A 15,792-nucleotide genomic window follows, 5' to 3' on the forward strand; every position below is an offset into this window, starting at 1 on the left:
TTTTGAATCGATACTAGACTCTTCTTCTTTTTGGTGGTCTACATCCATTGTGTGGAATTGGAGTAACGTCTTTTATTAATGTTACTTCTAATCCTGCTGCTTGTAATGATCTGATAGCTGCTTCTCTTCCAGCTCCAGGTCCTTTAACATAAACCTCTATGCTCTTTAATCCGTGTTCCATTGCTATTTTAGCTGCAGTTTCTGCTGCCATTTGAGCTGCAAATGGAGTGCTTTTTCTTGATCCTTTGAAGCCTAGAGCTCCAGCACTTGACCATGATAATGCATTTCCAGCTGCATCTGTTAAAGTAACTATTGAGTTATTGAATGTTGACTTTATGTGTGCAGCACCGTGCTCAACATTTTTTCTTTCTTTTCTTCTTCTAGTCTTTTTAACCTTTGCCATTGCCTTCCCTCCTTAACTATTTCTTCTTATTTGCGATAGTCTTCTTAGGACCTTTTCTTGTTCTCGCATTAGTCTTAGTTTTTTGTCCTCTTAATGGAAGACCTTTTCTATGTCTAATTCCTCTATAACAACCAATTTCAACTAATCTCTTGATATTTAGAGCAACTTCTCTTCTTAAGTCACCTTCAATAGTAAGTTCCTTAATGTAAGTTCTTAAAGCATTAACTTCGTCTTCTGTTAAGTCTTTAACTCTTGTATCAGGATTGATTCCTGTTGTTGCTAATATCTTATGTGAAGTAGGTAACCCAATTCCGTAAATGTAAGTTAAACCTATTTCAACTCTTTTTTCTCTTGGTAGGTCAATACCTGCTATTCTTGCCATTAAAATTTACACCTCCTGGTAATTGAAATGCCTATTATCTATATGATAATTTTAAAAATATATATAATAAAATTTTAGGCCAATAGTGAGAATTTGTTCCCCTATTGTCAGCCGCCCTAAAATCTAATTATTGAATTAAATGCCTATATAATCATATTTGACTTTTAATAAAAAGTCAACTAATTTTAAATACTTAAACTGTATTTTTTGCCTAATACTCTATATTAGCCTTGTTTTTGCTTGTGCTTAGGATTTTCACAGATAACCATTACTCTTCCTTTTCTTTTTATTACTTTGCACTTTTCGCAAATAGGCTTAACTGATGGTCTTACTTTCATCGCTAACCCTCCTTGTAGTATTGCATAGGATCCTATCCTATCTTATTTTGCTCTCCAAGTAATTCTACCTTTAGTTAAATCATATGGTGAAAGTTCTACAGTAACTTTATCACCTGGTAAAATTCTTATGAAGTTCATTCTTAATTTTCCTGATATATGTGCTAGAATTTTATGCCCACTTTCAAGTTCAACTTGAAATGTTGCATTTGGTAGTGATTCTAAAACCACACCTTGCATTTCTATAACATCATCTTTTGACATAAGGTAATCAACCCTCCTTAACAATGTATCTTAATTTTAGAAACCTCTTAATCTTTAAGTCAGCATTTTTCTTATTATCTATAATGGTAGTCTTAAGTTCATCATCTATATCATCTATAAAAGATAAATGCTTAATATTTTTCTTTTTTGGATTGCTCACAGTTTTATTCTTTCCGTTTGCTAGTAATAAATTCTCGGCTTTATCAGAATCTATTACTATATATAAATGATCTTTATCTCTACCAGATAAAGAAAGTACCACTTTCCCAATCAAGTCATTGTTTTGCAAATTATTCACCTCGATGATTACCTTAGATATAAACAGCATAACTCTATGCAAATTTATAACTAAGCAACACTTGTTTTTAAATTAGTGTTAGTATTTCGGGTCCATCTGATAATATTGCAACTGTATTTTCGTAATGTGCTGATAGGCTTCCATCACTTGTTACAACCGTCCAACCATCTTTGAGAGTCTTATTTCTAAATGATCCAACATTTATCATTGGTTCTATAGCTAAAACCATACCCTCTCTTAAAATTGGACCTTTACCTGGATTACCGAAATTAGGTACTTCAGGATCTTCATGTAGATCTCTGCCTATCCCGTGCCCTACAAAATTTCTAACCACTGAAAAATTATATTTTTCAGCATAACTCTGTATTGCATGTGATACATCTGACAATCTATTTCCTACTCTAGCGTATTTCACACCTTCAAAGAAAGATTGCTTTGTAACCTCAATAAGTTTTAAAGCTTCTTCGGTTACTTCCCCAACTGGAAATGTCCTAGCCGCATCACTATGAAACCCATCTAAGTAAGCTCCACAATCAATACTTACAATATCTCCATTTTTGAGGATATATTCTCCTGGTATTCCATGAATAATTTCATTATTTACAGAAATACATAGTGCTGCTGGAAATCCGTACAATCCTTTAAAGGAAGGTTTGGCTCCTTGCTTAGTTATGAACTCATCTGCTAACCTATTTAATTCTGCAGTGCTTATACCAGGCTTAATATTTTTCTCTAATAGTAGAAGTGTTTTACCTACTACTATTCCTGCAGCTCTCATTTTAGAAATTTCAGATTCATTCTTTCTGAATATCATCTTATTCTCCTAAAACTTTGCAGATACTTTCAAAAACTGAATTAATAGCTTGAGTTCCATCAACAGTTGAAAGTAAATTTTTGTCTTTATAAAAATCAATTAGTGGTTGTGTTTGTCTTTCATATACATCAAGTCTTTCTTTTACAGTATCTACTGTATCATCTTTTCTTTGTATAACATCACTTCCACAAACATCACATTTTCCTTCTACCGCTGGTGGGTTAAATTTAATGTGATAACTTGCTCCACATGATGGACAAACTCTTCTACCTGTCATTCTTTCAAGTATAAACTCACTAGGTACTTCAATACATAATGCTGTATCTAGTTTTTCATTTCTACTATCTAAGAATTCTTGTAAAGCTTCAGCTTGAGCAACTGTTCTTGGAAATCCATCTAGTAGATATCCTTTTTTACAGTCATCATGTTGAAGTCTATCCTTTACCATGTCTATAGTAACGGAATCTGGAACTAACTGCCCATTATCAATATATTTCTTTGCCTCTACCCCTAATGGAGTGTTTTCAGAAATATTCTTTCTGAAAATATCTCCAGTTGAAATGTGAGGTATTGAATATCTATTACTAATTGATTTTGCCTGTGTTCCCTTACCTGCTCCAGGAGGACCTAATAATATAATCTTCACTGGCATCATCTCCATTATTAATTCTTATTTAAGGAATCCTTTGTAATGTCTCATCACTAATTGAGACTCAAGTCTTCTCATAAAGTCTAATGCAACACTTACTACAATTAAAAGTGCTGTTCCTCCAAATTGAACACCTTTAAGTGAACTATAATTTGAAATCAATATAGGTGTTACAGCTAATATAGCTGCAAATATACCCCCAATAACTGAGACTCTATTTAAAACTTTTTCAAAGTATTCTGTTGTAGGTTCACCAGGTCTTATTCCTGGAATAAATCCAGCAGATTTATGCAGATTTTCTGACATCTCATCTGGCTTAAACGTAACCTGAGTATAGAACCATGTAAAGAAGATTGTTAATATAGCATAAACAACTGGATACATCCAAGTTTGAGTATTAAATATACTCATGCTATTACTTCTTATCCAGATAGACCATGACTTATCTGGGAAAAATCCAGCTATAGTTGGTGGAAATTGCATAACAGACATTGCAAATATGATCGCAATAACTGCAGAACCAACAATACTTAAAGGTATGTGAGTTGATTGAGCTTTTGTCATCTTATTTCCAACAGCTTTTCCTGCATATTGAACAGGAATTCTTCTCTCTGCTAGAGAGAAATATATTACTACAGCTAATGCCACAAGAGCAAAAACTATAAATAATACAACTTCAACTATGCTAATTTCATTTTGGCTTTTTAGCATTAAGATTGAGTTTAATTCCATAGGTAATCTAGAAATAATGTTTATGAAAATCAATATTGAAATACCATTTCCAAAACCTTTTACTGTTATCTGATCACCTAACCACATACAAAAAGTTGACCCAACAATTAATGCAAGTATGACAATAATAATTTGTTCTGTTTTCATACCTGCTGTTGCTCCTGGAACTCTTGATATAGTCATAAACATCCCAATTGCAAGAATTACTGATATAATCATAGATACATATCTAGTTATATTTTGTATCTTTTTTCTTCCTTCTTCCCCTTCTTTTGAAAGTTGTTCAAGAGAAGGTATAGCAATTGTTAACAACTGCATTATGATAGATGCATTGATGTATGGCATTACTCCCAATGCAAAAATACTAAATCTACTGAAGGCTCCTCCAGATATTAAATCGTAGAAGCCAACTAGACTACCAGATTGAGCCATTTGCTTTAAATATTCTGTGCTAATCCCAGGAACAGGAATATGACTTCCTATCCTGAAAATTGCTACTAAAAATATTGTCCAGTAAAATCTTTTTCTCAACTCTGGAACTTTCCAGGCATTACGTAGGGTTGATAGCATTATTATTTCACCTCAACTTTTCCTCCAGCTGCTTCGATCTTCTCTTTAGCAGATTTTGAGAAATTACATCCTACAAGAGTTATACTCTTATCTAAATTTCCGTTACCAAGAATTTTAACTCCATCCATAACTTTTGATATTACTCTTCTCTCAAGTAATAATTCTGGAGTAACTTCTGTTCCGTTTTCAAAAACATTTAATCTATCAACGTTTATGCTAACGATTTTCTTAGCAAAGATGTTAGTGAATCCTCTTTTAGGAAGTCTTCTGTATAAAGGCATTTGACCTCCTTCGAATCCTGGTCTAACTCCACCGCCTGATCTAGCGTTTTGTCCTTTTTCACCTTTACCAGCATTTCTTCCTAACCCTGAACCAGTACCTCTACCAACTCTCTTAGGAGCTTTTCTGCTACCAGCAGCAGGTTTTAATTCATGAAGTTTCATACTAAGTGCACCTCCTCTTATATTTCTTCTACTTTTACTAAGTAGTTTATCTTATTGATCATACCATTTATTTGAGGAGTTCCCTCATGCTCTACTGTTTTACCGATCTTTTTAAGTCCTAGGGCATTAGCAGTAGCAATATGGTCTTTCTTTCTACCGATTAAGCTTTTAACTAATGTAACTCTTAATTTAGCCATTGCAATTTCCCCCTAACCTAATATTTCCTCAACAGATTTTCCTCTTAATTTAGCAATTTCTTCTGCTGTTCTTAAGTTAGCTAATCCGCTGATTGTTGCTTTTACCATGTTATTTGGATTATTTGAACCTAATGATTTAGCTCTAACATCTTTTAATCCTGCTAATTCAAGTACGATTCTTGCTGGTCCACCAGCGATAACTCCTGTACCTTCTTTAGCTGGCATTATTAGAACATCACTTGTTCCAAATTTACCATGTATTTCGTGAGGAATAGTATTTTCAACTATTGCAACTGAAACTAAATTTTTCTTAGCATCTTCTATTCCTTTTTTGATTGCTTCAGGTATTTCGATAGATTTACCCATACCAACTCCAACGTGTCCGTTTTCGTCTCCAACAACAACTAGTGCTGCGAATCTGAAGTTTCTACCACCTTTAACAACCTTAGTAACTCTATTTATATTAACAACCTTTTCTTTAAGGTCTAGTGTACTAGGATCGATTCTCATTGATTTCCCTCCTTGTTTTATTAGAATTTAAGTCCTGCTTCTCTTGCGCCTTCAGCTAATGCTTGAACTCTACCATGGTATACATATCCACCTCTGTCGAATACTACCTCAGTTAATCCTTTTTCAATTGCTTTTTTAGCAACTAATTCACCTACTAATTTAGCGCCTTCTTTATTTCCACCTTTAGCAGAGAAATCTTTTTCTAAGCTTGAAGCTGAAACTAAAGTTATAGCATTTATATCATCAATAATTTGTGCATATATGTTTTTCTCACTTCTATATACTGAAAGTCTTGGTCTTTCAGGAGTACCGAAAACTTTCTTACGTACTCTAAGGTGACGTCTTAGTCTTTTTGATTTTCTGTCTACCTTCTTGAACATAAAAATCACTCCTTTCTTTTATTACTTACCAGTTTTACCTTCTTTACGTCTGATCACTTCGTCTTCGTATCTAATTCCTTTACCTTTGTATGGTTCAGGTTTTCTCCATGATCTGATTTTTGCAGCTGCTTCACCAACTCTTTGCTTGTTGATTCCTTTTACAACTACTTTAGTAGCTTCTGGTATTTCGAATTCTACGCCTTCGATTGCTTCTATTTCAACTGGATGTGAATATCCAAGGTTCATTACAAGTTTGCTTCCTTGTTTTTGAGCTCTATATCCAACACCATTTAATATTAATGTTTTTTGGAATCCTTTTTCAACTCCAATTATCATGTTGTTTATTAAAGCTCTAGTTAATCCATGAAGAGCTCTGTGCTCTTTAACATCGCTATGTCTAGTAACAACTACTTCGTTGTTTTCAACTGCTATATTAATGTCTTTGTGCATAGCTTCAACTAGCTCACCTTTTGGCCCTTTTACTGTAACAACGTTATCTGGTGTTACAGTAACAGTTACGCCAGCAGGTATAGCTATTGGTAATCTACCTACTCTTGACATAATTGCACCTCCTGTATTTTATATATCTATATAAATTTAACTTAATCTCTAAAATTTAGTACTACCAAACGTAGCAAAGAACTTCTCCACCTACTTGGTTCTTTCTAGCTTCTCTATCAACCATTATTCCTTTTGAAGTTGATATAACAGCTATTCCTAAACCATTAAGTACTTTAGGAGTTTCATCTTTTTTGCAGTAAACTCTTAATCCTGGTTTTGATATTCTCTTAAGACCAGTGATTACTTTTTCACCGTTAGCTCCATATTTAAGAGCTATTCTTAACATTGGAACTACACCATCGTTATATTCATCGATTTCTTTGATGTATCCTTCTTGTAATAATATATTTGCAACGGCCTTCTTTACGTTTGAAGAAGGTACCTCAACTATTTCGTGTTTAACAGCATTTGCATTTCTTATACGAGTTAGCAAATCTGCTATTGGATCTGTCATAACCATTTATTGTGCCTCCTTTCGCTATATCTTCAGTATTACCAACTTGCTTTTTTACAACCAGGGATTTGACCTTTGTATGCAAGTTCTCTAAAGCAGATACGGCAAATACCAAATTTCTTTAATACAGAGTGTGGTCTTCCACATATTCTGCATCTAGTATAAGCTCTAGTCTTATACTTAGGTTCTCTGTTCCATTTCTCTATCATTGCTTTACGTGCCATAAGTTTCCCTCCTTATTATTGAGCAAATGGCATTCCAAGGAATCTTAATAATTCTCTTGCTTCTTCGTCAGTCTTAGCTGAAGTAACGAAGATTATATCCATTCCTCTTACTTTATCGATTTTATCATACTCAATTTCTGGGAATATTAATTGCTCTTTAATTCCTAGAGAATAGTTTCCTCTACCATCAAATGACTTACTTGAAACTCCTCTAAAGTCTCTAACTCTTGGTAAAGCAATTGACATTAATTTATCAGCAAATTCATACATATTTGCTTTTCTTAATGTAACTTTACATCCTAATGCCATGTTTTCTCTTATTTTAAAGTTAGCAACTGATTTTTTAGCTCTAGTTAATATTGGCTTTTGACCAGCTATTAAAGTTAAGTCAGATACAGCTGATTCTAAAACTTTTTGGTTTTCTCTAGCTTCTCCAACTCCCATATTAATTACTATCTTCTCAAGTCTTGGAACTTCCATTATGTTTTTATAACCGAACTTTTCCATCATTGCTTGAATTATTTCTTTTTCATACTTTTCTTGAAGTCTTGTCATATCGATGCCCTCCTTTCAGATTCTAGAATGTTTCTCCGCACTTTTTGCACACTCTAACTTTAGCTCCATCTTCTAAGATTTTGTTGCTAATTCTAGTAGTGTTTTTGCATTTTGTACAATATAACATAACTTTTGAGCTGTTTATAGCAGCTTCTTTTTCTATAATAGCACTTTCAGCTTGAGTTCTAGTTGCTTTTTGGTGCTTCTTTACTATATTAACTCCTTGAACTAGTACTTTACCAGTTTTTGGGTATACTTTTAAAACTTCACCTGTTTTACCTTTATCTTTTCCTGATATAACCATAACTGTGTCGTTCTTTTTAACGTGTATTTTCAAATCAGCCACCTCCTCTTATAGAACTTCTGGTGCTAATGATAAAATTTTGTTAAATTCTTTATCTCTTAGCTCTCTTGCAACAGGTCCGAAGATACGAGTTCCTCTTGGTTGCTTATCATCTTTTATTATAACAGCAGCATTTTCATCAAATTTAACATATGAACCGTCTGCTCTTTTCATTCCTTTTACTGATCTAACGATAACAGCTTTAACTACGTCACCTTTTTTAACAACTCCGCCTGGTGTTGCACTTTTAACGCTAGCAACGATTATATCTCCAATGTTACCATACTTTCTTTTAGAACCACCTAAAACTCTGATACACATGATTTCTTTAGCACCTGAGTTATCAGCAACTTTAAGTCTAGTTTGTTGTTGTATCATTGAATTACCCTCCTTTCAGTCCTAAAGCTATTATTTAGCTTTTTCAACTATCTCAACAAGTCTCCATCTTTTATCTTTTGATAATGGTCTTGTTTCCATAATTAATACTCTATCATTAATTCCTGCTTCATTATTTTCATCATGAGCTTTGAACTTAGTAGTTACGTTAACAGTTTTTCCATATAGTGGATGTCTAACTTTAGTTTCTATTGCAACTACAATAGTTTTATCCATTTTATCAGAAACAACTCTTCCGATTCTCTTTTTTCTTAAACCTCTTTCCATTAGGGCATACCTCCTTCCAGTAATTACTGTTGTTCAACAGCCCTTAACTCTTCTTGTCTTAAGATGGTTTTTATTTGGGCTATAGATTTTTTAACTTCTCTTATTCTCATAGGATTTTCTAATTGTCCTGTAGCTAATTGGAATCTTAAGTTGAATAATTCAGCTTTAAGTTCCCCTAATTTAGCTTTTAAATCTTGAGGATTACTTGCTCTTAATTCTTTTAATTCTCTAGCCTTCATTATTCTTCACCACCCATTTCCTCAAAATCTCTTCTTGTAACGAACTTAGTCTTTACAGGAAGTTTGTGTGATGCAAGTCTCATAGCTTCTCTTGCAACTTCTTCATTTACTCCTGATAGTTCGAATAATACTCTACCAGGTTTAACTACTGCTACCCAGTATTCTGGTGAACCTTTACCTGAACCCATTCTTGTTTCAGCTGGCTTTTCAGTAACTGGCTTATCTGGGAAGATCTTTATCCAAAGTTTTCCTCCTCTTTTGATATATCTATTTATAGCAATTCTGGCAGACTCTATTTGATTACTAGTGATCCATCCACAAGTTGTAGCTTGAATTCCATAATCTCCGTAAGCTAAAAAGTTTCCTCTTGTAGCTTTACCTTTCATTCTACCACGTTGTACCTTACGATGCTTAACTCTTTTAGGCATTAACATGATTTATTCCTCCTTTCCAATGCGTCCTATGCGTTAACTTCTTCCTTTTCAACTTTTTTAGTTGGAAGAACTTCTCCATTATAAACCCAAACTTTAACTCCGATTTTTCCATAAGTTGTATCTGCTTCTGCAAATCCATAGTCAATATCAGCTCTTAAAGTTTGTAGTGGAATTGTACCTTCATGATATTGTTCAGTTCTAGCGATTTCAGCTCCACCTAATCTTCCTGAACAAGCTATTTTAACTCCTTTTACTCCATTGTGCTTCATAGCTCTTTGGATAGTTTGTTTCATAGCTCTTCTGAATGAAATTCTCTTTTCTAATTGTGCTGCAACATTTTCAGCCATTAATTGAGAATCTCTTTCTACATTTTTAACTTCAACGATGTTGATTAATAGGTTCTTACCTGAAGTGAATTGAGCTAATTTTTTCTTTAAAGCTTCAATTCCAGCTCCGCCTTTTCCGATTATAACACCAGGCTTAGCAGTGTGTATATTTAATTTAACTCTTTTTGCAGCTCTTTCTATTTCAATTTTTGAAATTCCAGCTGTGAAAAGTTCTTTTTTAACGAAATTTCTGATTTTGTTATCTTCAATTAGGTTGTCAGCAAAATCTTTTTTATTAGCATACCATTTTGCATCCCAGCCTTTGATAACTCCTACTCTAAGTCCGTGAGGATTTACTTTTTGACCCACTTCGTTTCCCTCCTTCTTCTAAGCTCTTTCTTTAACAACTATTGTTATATGGCTTGTTTTTTTGTTGATTCTGAATGCTCTTCCTTGAGCGTGTGGTCTAAATCTTTTTAATGTTGGACCTTGACCTACGTATGCTTCTGATACTACTAATTTATCAGTATCTAATGCAAAATTATTTTCCGCATTTGCAACAGCTGATTTTAACACTTTGTTAATTACTACTGCAGCTTCTCTTGGAGTATATTGTAAGATAGCGAAAGCTTCTTTAACATTCTTTCCTCTTATTAAATCAAGAACAGCTCCTACCTTTATTGGAGACATTCTTACATATTTAGCTATAGCTCTAGCTTCCATTTATGTTCCTCCTTTCCAGGGTACTACTTTCTTTTTGATGTTTTATCATCATGTCCTTTGAATGTTCTAGTTAGTGAGAATTCACCAAGTTTGTGTCCTACCATATCTTCTGATATATATACAGGAACGTGTTTTCTTCCATCATGAACAGCAATTGTGTGTCCAATCATTTGTGGGAATATTGTTGAACTTCTTGACCAAGTTTTAACAACTTTGTGTTCTCCATTAGCGTTCATTTCTTCTATTTGCTTTAATAGTTTAGCGTGAACAAATGGTCCTTTTTTAGTTGATCTACTCATTATATATTGCCTCCCTTCAGAACTTTTACATTCTCAGCCATGAAGAGAATAAGTATTCTCTTCATATTACTTACTATTTCTTCTCTTAATAATAAATTTATCTGAGTATTTCTTAGTTTTTCTAGTTTTGTAACCAAGTGCTGGTTTACCCCATGGAGTAACTGGACTCTTTCTTCCGATTGGAGATCTTCCTTCTCCTCCTCCGTGTGGGTGATCACAAGGGTTCATAACAGATCCTCTTACTGTAGGTCTCCATCCCATGTGTCTTTTTCTACCTGCTTTACCAATCTTAACGATATCGTTAGTTGGATTTGATACAGTACCGATTGTAGCTCTACATTCGATTCTTACATATCTCATTTCTCCTGAAGGTAATCTTAATGTTGCATACTTACCTTCTTTAGCCATTAATTGTGCTGATCCACCAGCAGCTCTTACTAATTGAGCTCCTTTACCAGCTTGTAATTCAACATTGTGTATGAATGTACCAACTGGGATATTAGCTAATTGTAATGCATTTCCTGGTTTGATATCTGCATCAGCACCTGATACTATAACGTCACCAACGTTTAATCCGTTAGGAGCGATTATGTATCTCTTTTCCCCATCTGCATAAACTACAAGAGCAATATATGCTGATCTGTTTGGATCATATTCGATAGTAGCAACTTTTGCTGGAACACCATCTTTATTTCTCTTGAAATCTATTATTCTGTATTTTCTTTTTGCACCACCACCATGGTGTCTAACAGTTATTTTACCTTGTGCATTTCTACCACCTGTTTTCTTTAAAGAAACTAAAAGTGACTTTTCTGGTGAGTTTGTTGTAATCTCATCAAATGTAGCCATTGTCATGTTTCTTCTTGAAGGGGTAGTAGGTCTAAATGTTTTAACTGCCATTTAAATTCCCTCCTTAATTCAGCTTATCTGGCATCTTAATATGCCAATAAATCACCTAATGGGCCTATTGCATTCCTTCGAAGAATTCTATTGAACTTCCTTCAGCTAATGTAACCATAGCTTTTTTGAAGTCCGCTCTCTTTCCTACGTGAACACCCATTCTCTTAGTTTTTCCCATAGTTCTTAATGTTTTAACATCAGCAACTTTTACGTTGAATACTTCTTCAACAGCTCTCTTTATTTGAGATTTGTTAGCATTGATGTGAACTATGAAAGTGTACTTATTTTCTGCCATTGCTGCCATACTTTTCTCAGTAATAACAGGTTTTCTTATGATATCATGGCTTGTTAATTTCATTATGCGTACACCTCCTCAATTTTTGATACGGCATCTTTAGTCATAACTACTTTTTCAAATTTAAGTAAGTCATAAACGTTGATGTTGTTTGCAGGTATAACCGCAACACCTTCAATGTTTCTAGCTGACTTATAAACTACTTCATTTGATTCAGCTGTAATAATTAAAGTTTTCTTAGCTTCTATAGCATTTAAGAAGTTTACAACATTTTTAGTTTTGATTGAATCAAAAGCTAAATCTTCAACTACTAACATTTGTCCTTCTTGAACTTTGCTAGATAAAGCTGAAAGCATTGCTACTCTCTTCATGCTCTTTGGTGTTGCCATTCTATAATCTCTTGGCTTTGGTGCGAATACTATACCACCTTTGATCCATTGTGGAGCTCTGATTGAACCTTGTCTTGCTCTACCAGTTCCTTTTTGTCTCCAAGGCTTAATTCCGCCTCCTCTAACTTCAGCTCTTGTTTTAGCTGATTGAGTTCCTTGTCTCTTGTTAGCTAATAAAGCAACAACTACTTGATGCATTGCGCTTTCATTTATTTCAACTCCGAATATTCCATCATTTAATTGAATATCTTCTATTTTTTTACCTTCTTTATTAAATAATCCTACTGTAGGCATCCTGCTTCCTCCTTTCTTCTAGAAATTAAGCTCTTACTGTATTTCTTATTACTACTGTACCTTTGTTAGGTCCTGGGATACCACCCTTTATTAGTATTAAGTTTTTATCAGCTATTACTTTTACTACTTCTAAGTTTAAAACAGTTTTATTTTCAGCACCCATATGTCCTGGCATTTTCTTATTCTTGAATGTTCTTGAAGGATCTGAAGATGCTCCCATTGAACCTGGTGCTCTGTGGAATTTAGAACCGTGTGACATTGGTCCTCTTTGAGCATTCCATCTCTTAATTGTACCTTGGTATCCCTTACCTTTAGAAACACCTGATACATCTACTTTGTCTCCAGCTGCAAATACGTCAGCAGTAATTTCTTGACCTACTTCATATTCAGCAACGCTTTCTAATCTAAATTCTTTAAGAGTTCTTCTTAATGAAACTCCAGCTTTAGCAAATTGCCCTTTTCTTGGTTTGTTAACTAATTTTTCTCTTATGTCTCCAAAACCAACTTGTATTGCTTCATAACCATCTTTTTCAATAGTTTTCTTTTGAACAACAACACATGGACCAGCTTCAACTACAGTTACAGGAACAACTTTACCATTCTCATCGAATATTTGAGTCATACCTATTTTTTTACCTATTATAGCTTTTTTCATGTATTTACACCTCCCAAACTACTAGCGGATTGTTTCCAATCTTAATAGTTCAATGTCTTAATATTTTTAGCTAATTATTATAGCTTTATTTCGATATCTACACCAGCTGGTAGATTTAATCTCATTAATGCATCTACAGTTTTTGGTGATGGATTAACGATATCTATAAGTCTCTTGTGAGTTCTTATTTCGAATTGCTCTCTAGAGTCTTTATATTTGTGAACTGCTCTTAATATAGTAACAACATCTTTTTCAGTTGGTAATGGAACTGGTCCTACAACTTTAGCACCTGTTGACTTTGCAGTTTCAACGATTTTTTCAGCTGATTGATCTAATATAGTGTGATCAAAAGCTTTTAATCTGATTCTTATTTTTTGTTTTGACATCTCGGTTTCCCTCCTTTTCATGTACGCTTTACTTCTAACGTACAACAGCGGTTATTCTATAAACTGTTCCTGGTGTTTCATATTTTTTAGAAACAAATCAAACTTATAGAATCCCTGTCGTCGGATTCTAGATCCTGACATACTCATCAAGAATTACCCGGAAGTCCGGCAACCTCTTGACTCATCGCCGCATGCTATACAACTCCTATATTATACTATTTTTATATGAGCATTTCAAGCCTTTTGAATAAATAAATTTTATTCTTTTCTCTTTCGCTCTCTATATTCTATATGTATTTAGATAAAATATCAAGCTTTTTTTACATTTTATTTATTGGTATTTATTATCTGTATTTTAGCAATAAAAAAATTTTTAAAATTATATATTTTTAGCTTTTGTACTAATATATAATTTTAAAAATTTTATTTTCCTTATACACCTATGTTATTTTTATATAACTATTACATAATATTGTTTATATTAAGTAATCATAAACTTTAAATATATAATTTACATATTTATTAATCATTATCTTATACTAAAAATTTCAAATTGATTATAATTATTAATCTATTTTCATATCTATTAATAATATCAAATTCGCATTCTAAATTTTTACATTAAATCAATTTTCTAATAATCTTTAATTTTTCTATTGATTACTTACCAAAATTAAATTCTTATTTATAAAAAAATAGTTAGGGACGTCTCCCTAACTATTTATTATATTAAAAAGCTATTTACTAATTATCCTAAAACCTTAGTAACAACTCCTGAACCTACTGTTCTTCCACCTTCTCTGATAGCGAATCTTAATCCTTCATCCATAGCGATAGGAGTAATTAATTCAACTTCCATATCAATGTGGTCTCCAGGCATAACCATTTCCATTCCTTCTGGTAATTTGATTGATCCTGTAACGTCAGTTGTTCTGAAGTAGAATTGTGGTCTGTATCCATCGAAGAATGGAGTATGTCTTCCACCTTCTTCTTTTTTAAGTACGTATACTTGACCTACGAATTTTTTGTGTGGGTTAACTGATCCTGGTTTAGCTAAAACTTGCCCTCTTTCGATTTCAGTTCTTTGAACCCCTCTTAATAATGCTCCGATGTTATCTCCAGCTTGCGCTTCGTCTAATAATTTTCTGAACATTTCTATTCCTGTTATTACAGTTTTTCTTCTTTCTTCTTGTAATCCTACGATTTCAACTTCGTCTCCTACATGAAGTATTCCACTTTCAACTCTTCCTGTAGCAACAGTTCCTCTACCAGTTATTGTGAATACATCTTCTACTGGCATTAAGAATGCTTTATCTGTAGCTCTTTCTGGAGTTGGGATGTAGCTGTCTACAGCTGCCATTAATTCATCTATACATTTAGTAGCTTCTGGATCAGTTGGGTTTTCTAATGCTTTTAAAGCTGATCCTGTTATTACTGGAATATCATCTCCTGGGAAGTTGTATTCGCTTAATAACTCTCTGATTTCCATTTCTACTAATTCTAATAATTCTTCGTCATCAACCATATCTGCTTTGTTTAGGAATACTACTATGTGGTCAACTCCAACTCTTGATGCAAGAAGGATGTGCTCTCTTGTTTGTGGCATTGGTCCATCTGCTGCTGAACAAACTAAGATAGCTCCGTCCATTTGTGCTGCTCCTGTAATCATGTTTTTAACGTAGTCAGCGTGTCCTGGACAGTCAACGTGTGCATAGTGTCTGTTTTCTGTTTCATATTCAACGTGTGCAGTGTTGATTGTGATTCCTCTTTCTTTTTCTTCTGGTGCTTTATCGATTTCGTCATATTTGAATGATTCAGCGAATCCTTTGTTAGCTAGTACTGTAGTAATAGCTGCTGTTAATGTAGTTTTACCGTGGTCAACGTGACCGATAGTTCCGATATTTACGTGTGGTTTACTTCTTTCGAATTTTGCTTTTGACATTGTAAATTCCTCCCTTATGTCCTTTATTTAATAATATCTCAGTCATATTATAACTTATTAAGTCAATATTATGAATAACTTATTTGAAATTCTTAATATTTTTTATGAAGATGACGATTATACGTCATCTTCT

General features: G+C 33.6%; 30 protein-coding genes. All 30 read right to left on the reverse strand.

Going from position 1 to position 15,792, the window contains the following annotated elements; genetic code table 11:
* Positions 1 to 13 precede the first annotated feature (13 nt).
* Positions 14 to 403: a 30S ribosomal protein S11 gene (rpsK, locus tag HMPREF1092_RS11650; protein WP_002598876.1), complete on the reverse strand. Its 390-nt coding sequence runs from the start codon at positions 401 to 403 to the stop codon at positions 14 to 16.
* Positions 404 to 419: 16 nt separating this feature from the next.
* On the reverse strand, positions 420 to 785 hold the full coding sequence (rpsM, locus tag HMPREF1092_RS11655) for a 30S ribosomal protein S13 (RefSeq protein WP_002598877.1): 366 nt from the start codon (positions 783 to 785) through the stop codon (positions 420 to 422).
* A 224-nt stretch (positions 786 to 1,009) separates the two neighbouring features.
* A complete protein-coding gene (gene rpmJ, locus HMPREF1092_RS11660; RefSeq protein ID WP_003373491.1) occupies positions 1,010 to 1,123 on the reverse strand; it encodes a 50S ribosomal protein L36 in 114 nt (37 codons plus the stop codon).
* A 42-nt stretch (positions 1,124 to 1,165) separates the two neighbouring features.
* The gene (infA, locus tag HMPREF1092_RS11665; protein WP_002598878.1) at positions 1,166 to 1,384 is read right to left on the reverse strand and encodes a translation initiation factor IF-1; all 219 of its coding nucleotides are present in this window, start codon (positions 1,382 to 1,384) and stop codon (positions 1,166 to 1,168) included.
* Between the two features lie 7 nt (positions 1,385 to 1,391).
* A complete protein-coding gene (locus HMPREF1092_RS11670) occupies positions 1,392 to 1,673 on the reverse strand; it encodes a KOW domain-containing RNA-binding protein (protein ID WP_002598879.1) in 282 nt (93 codons plus the stop codon).
* 76 nt (positions 1,674 to 1,749) lie between these two features.
* A complete protein-coding gene (map, locus tag HMPREF1092_RS11675) occupies positions 1,750 to 2,496 on the reverse strand; it encodes a type I methionyl aminopeptidase (protein ID WP_002598880.1) in 747 nt (248 codons plus the stop codon).
* A gap of 1 nt (position 2,497) precedes the next feature.
* A complete protein-coding gene (locus tag HMPREF1092_RS11680; RefSeq protein WP_002598881.1) occupies positions 2,498 to 3,142 on the reverse strand; it encodes an adenylate kinase in 645 nt (214 codons plus the stop codon).
* Between the two features lie 24 nt (positions 3,143 to 3,166).
* Positions 3,167 to 4,447 carry a preprotein translocase subunit SecY gene (gene secY / locus HMPREF1092_RS11685; protein ID WP_002598882.1) on the reverse strand — a complete coding sequence of 427 codons (1,281 nt, stop codon included), beginning with the start codon at positions 4,445 to 4,447 and terminating at the stop codon, positions 3,167 to 3,169.
* Positions 4,448 to 4,449: 2 nt separating this feature from the next.
* Positions 4,450 to 4,890 carry a 50S ribosomal protein L15 gene (gene rplO / locus HMPREF1092_RS11690; RefSeq protein WP_002598883.1) on the reverse strand — a complete coding sequence of 147 codons (441 nt, stop codon included), beginning with the start codon at positions 4,888 to 4,890 and terminating at the stop codon, positions 4,450 to 4,452.
* A gap of 17 nt (positions 4,891 to 4,907) precedes the next feature.
* The gene (gene rpmD, locus HMPREF1092_RS11695) at positions 4,908 to 5,087 is read right to left on the reverse strand and encodes a 50S ribosomal protein L30 (protein ID WP_002598884.1); all 180 of its coding nucleotides are present in this window, start codon (positions 5,085 to 5,087) and stop codon (positions 4,908 to 4,910) included.
* A 12-nt stretch (positions 5,088 to 5,099) separates the two neighbouring features.
* Positions 5,100 to 5,597: a 30S ribosomal protein S5 gene (gene rpsE / locus HMPREF1092_RS11700; RefSeq protein ID WP_002598885.1), complete on the reverse strand. Its 498-nt coding sequence runs from the start codon at positions 5,595 to 5,597 to the stop codon at positions 5,100 to 5,102.
* 20 nt (positions 5,598 to 5,617) lie between these two features.
* Positions 5,618 to 5,977, reverse strand: coding sequence for a 50S ribosomal protein L18 (rplR, locus tag HMPREF1092_RS11705; RefSeq protein ID WP_002598886.1), 360 nt, complete (start codon positions 5,975 to 5,977; stop codon positions 5,618 to 5,620).
* Between the two features lie 21 nt (positions 5,978 to 5,998).
* A complete protein-coding gene (gene rplF / locus HMPREF1092_RS11710; RefSeq protein WP_002598887.1) occupies positions 5,999 to 6,538 on the reverse strand; it encodes a 50S ribosomal protein L6 in 540 nt (179 codons plus the stop codon).
* A gap of 61 nt (positions 6,539 to 6,599) precedes the next feature.
* Entirely contained in the window at positions 6,600 to 6,998 is a 399-nt protein-coding gene (gene rpsH / locus HMPREF1092_RS11715; RefSeq protein WP_002598888.1) for a 30S ribosomal protein S8, read from the reverse strand.
* 32 nt (positions 6,999 to 7,030) lie between these two features.
* Positions 7,031 to 7,216 carry a type Z 30S ribosomal protein S14 gene (locus tag HMPREF1092_RS11720; protein ID WP_002598889.1) on the reverse strand — a complete coding sequence of 62 codons (186 nt, stop codon included), beginning with the start codon at positions 7,214 to 7,216 and terminating at the stop codon, positions 7,031 to 7,033.
* A 15-nt stretch (positions 7,217 to 7,231) separates the two neighbouring features.
* Positions 7,232 to 7,771: a 50S ribosomal protein L5 gene (gene rplE / locus HMPREF1092_RS11725; RefSeq protein ID WP_002598890.1), complete on the reverse strand. Its 540-nt coding sequence runs from the start codon at positions 7,769 to 7,771 to the stop codon at positions 7,232 to 7,234.
* A gap of 22 nt (positions 7,772 to 7,793) precedes the next feature.
* Complete coding sequence (gene rplX / locus HMPREF1092_RS11730; RefSeq protein WP_002598891.1) at positions 7,794 to 8,108, reverse strand: 50S ribosomal protein L24; 315 nt, start codon at positions 8,106 to 8,108, stop codon at positions 7,794 to 7,796.
* Between the two features lie 15 nt (positions 8,109 to 8,123).
* Positions 8,124 to 8,492, reverse strand: coding sequence for a 50S ribosomal protein L14 (rplN, locus tag HMPREF1092_RS11735; protein ID WP_002598892.1), 369 nt, complete (start codon positions 8,490 to 8,492; stop codon positions 8,124 to 8,126).
* A gap of 30 nt (positions 8,493 to 8,522) precedes the next feature.
* On the reverse strand, positions 8,523 to 8,777 hold the full coding sequence (gene rpsQ, locus HMPREF1092_RS11740; protein WP_002598893.1) for a 30S ribosomal protein S17: 255 nt from the start codon (positions 8,775 to 8,777) through the stop codon (positions 8,523 to 8,525).
* A 23-nt stretch (positions 8,778 to 8,800) separates the two neighbouring features.
* The gene (rpmC, locus tag HMPREF1092_RS11745) at positions 8,801 to 9,016 is read right to left on the reverse strand and encodes a 50S ribosomal protein L29 (protein ID WP_002598894.1); all 216 of its coding nucleotides are present in this window, start codon (positions 9,014 to 9,016) and stop codon (positions 8,801 to 8,803) included.
* Entirely contained in the window at positions 9,016 to 9,450 is a 435-nt protein-coding gene (gene rplP / locus HMPREF1092_RS11750) for a 50S ribosomal protein L16 (RefSeq protein WP_002598895.1), read from the reverse strand. Before rplP ends, rpmC begins: the two co-directional genes overlap by 1 nt.
* A gap of 26 nt (positions 9,451 to 9,476) precedes the next feature.
* On the reverse strand, positions 9,477 to 10,145 hold the full coding sequence (gene rpsC, locus HMPREF1092_RS11755) for a 30S ribosomal protein S3 (protein ID WP_002598896.1): 669 nt from the start codon (positions 10,143 to 10,145) through the stop codon (positions 9,477 to 9,479).
* Positions 10,146 to 10,163: 18 nt separating this feature from the next.
* Positions 10,164 to 10,499 carry a 50S ribosomal protein L22 gene (rplV, locus tag HMPREF1092_RS11760; protein WP_002598897.1) on the reverse strand — a complete coding sequence of 112 codons (336 nt, stop codon included), beginning with the start codon at positions 10,497 to 10,499 and terminating at the stop codon, positions 10,164 to 10,166.
* A gap of 23 nt (positions 10,500 to 10,522) precedes the next feature.
* Entirely contained in the window at positions 10,523 to 10,798 is a 276-nt protein-coding gene (rpsS, locus tag HMPREF1092_RS11765; RefSeq protein ID WP_002598898.1) for a 30S ribosomal protein S19, read from the reverse strand.
* Positions 10,799 to 10,864: 66 nt separating this feature from the next.
* Positions 10,865 to 11,698: a 50S ribosomal protein L2 gene (gene rplB, locus HMPREF1092_RS11770; protein WP_002598899.1), complete on the reverse strand. Its 834-nt coding sequence runs from the start codon at positions 11,696 to 11,698 to the stop codon at positions 10,865 to 10,867.
* 64 nt (positions 11,699 to 11,762) lie between these two features.
* On the reverse strand, positions 11,763 to 12,056 hold the full coding sequence (gene rplW / locus HMPREF1092_RS11775; protein ID WP_002598900.1) for a 50S ribosomal protein L23: 294 nt from the start codon (positions 12,054 to 12,056) through the stop codon (positions 11,763 to 11,765).
* Positions 12,056 to 12,676, reverse strand: coding sequence for a 50S ribosomal protein L4 (gene rplD / locus HMPREF1092_RS11780; protein ID WP_002598901.1), 621 nt, complete (start codon positions 12,674 to 12,676; stop codon positions 12,056 to 12,058). Before rplD ends, rplW begins: the two co-directional genes overlap by 1 nt.
* A gap of 25 nt (positions 12,677 to 12,701) precedes the next feature.
* On the reverse strand, positions 12,702 to 13,331 hold the full coding sequence (gene rplC / locus HMPREF1092_RS11785; protein WP_002598902.1) for a 50S ribosomal protein L3: 630 nt from the start codon (positions 13,329 to 13,331) through the stop codon (positions 12,702 to 12,704).
* 77 nt (positions 13,332 to 13,408) lie between these two features.
* Complete coding sequence (gene rpsJ / locus HMPREF1092_RS11790; protein WP_002598903.1) at positions 13,409 to 13,717, reverse strand: 30S ribosomal protein S10; 309 nt, start codon at positions 13,715 to 13,717, stop codon at positions 13,409 to 13,411.
* Between the two features lie 748 nt (positions 13,718 to 14,465).
* Entirely contained in the window at positions 14,466 to 15,659 is a 1,194-nt protein-coding gene (gene tuf, locus HMPREF1092_RS11795) for an elongation factor Tu (RefSeq protein ID WP_002598904.1), read from the reverse strand.
* Between the last annotated feature and the right edge of the window lie 133 nt (positions 15,660 to 15,792).

It is taken from the genome of Clostridium thermobutyricum (assembly GCF_000371465.1).
GTDB lineage: Bacteria > Bacillota > Clostridia > Clostridiales > Clostridiaceae > Clostridium > Clostridium thermobutyricum.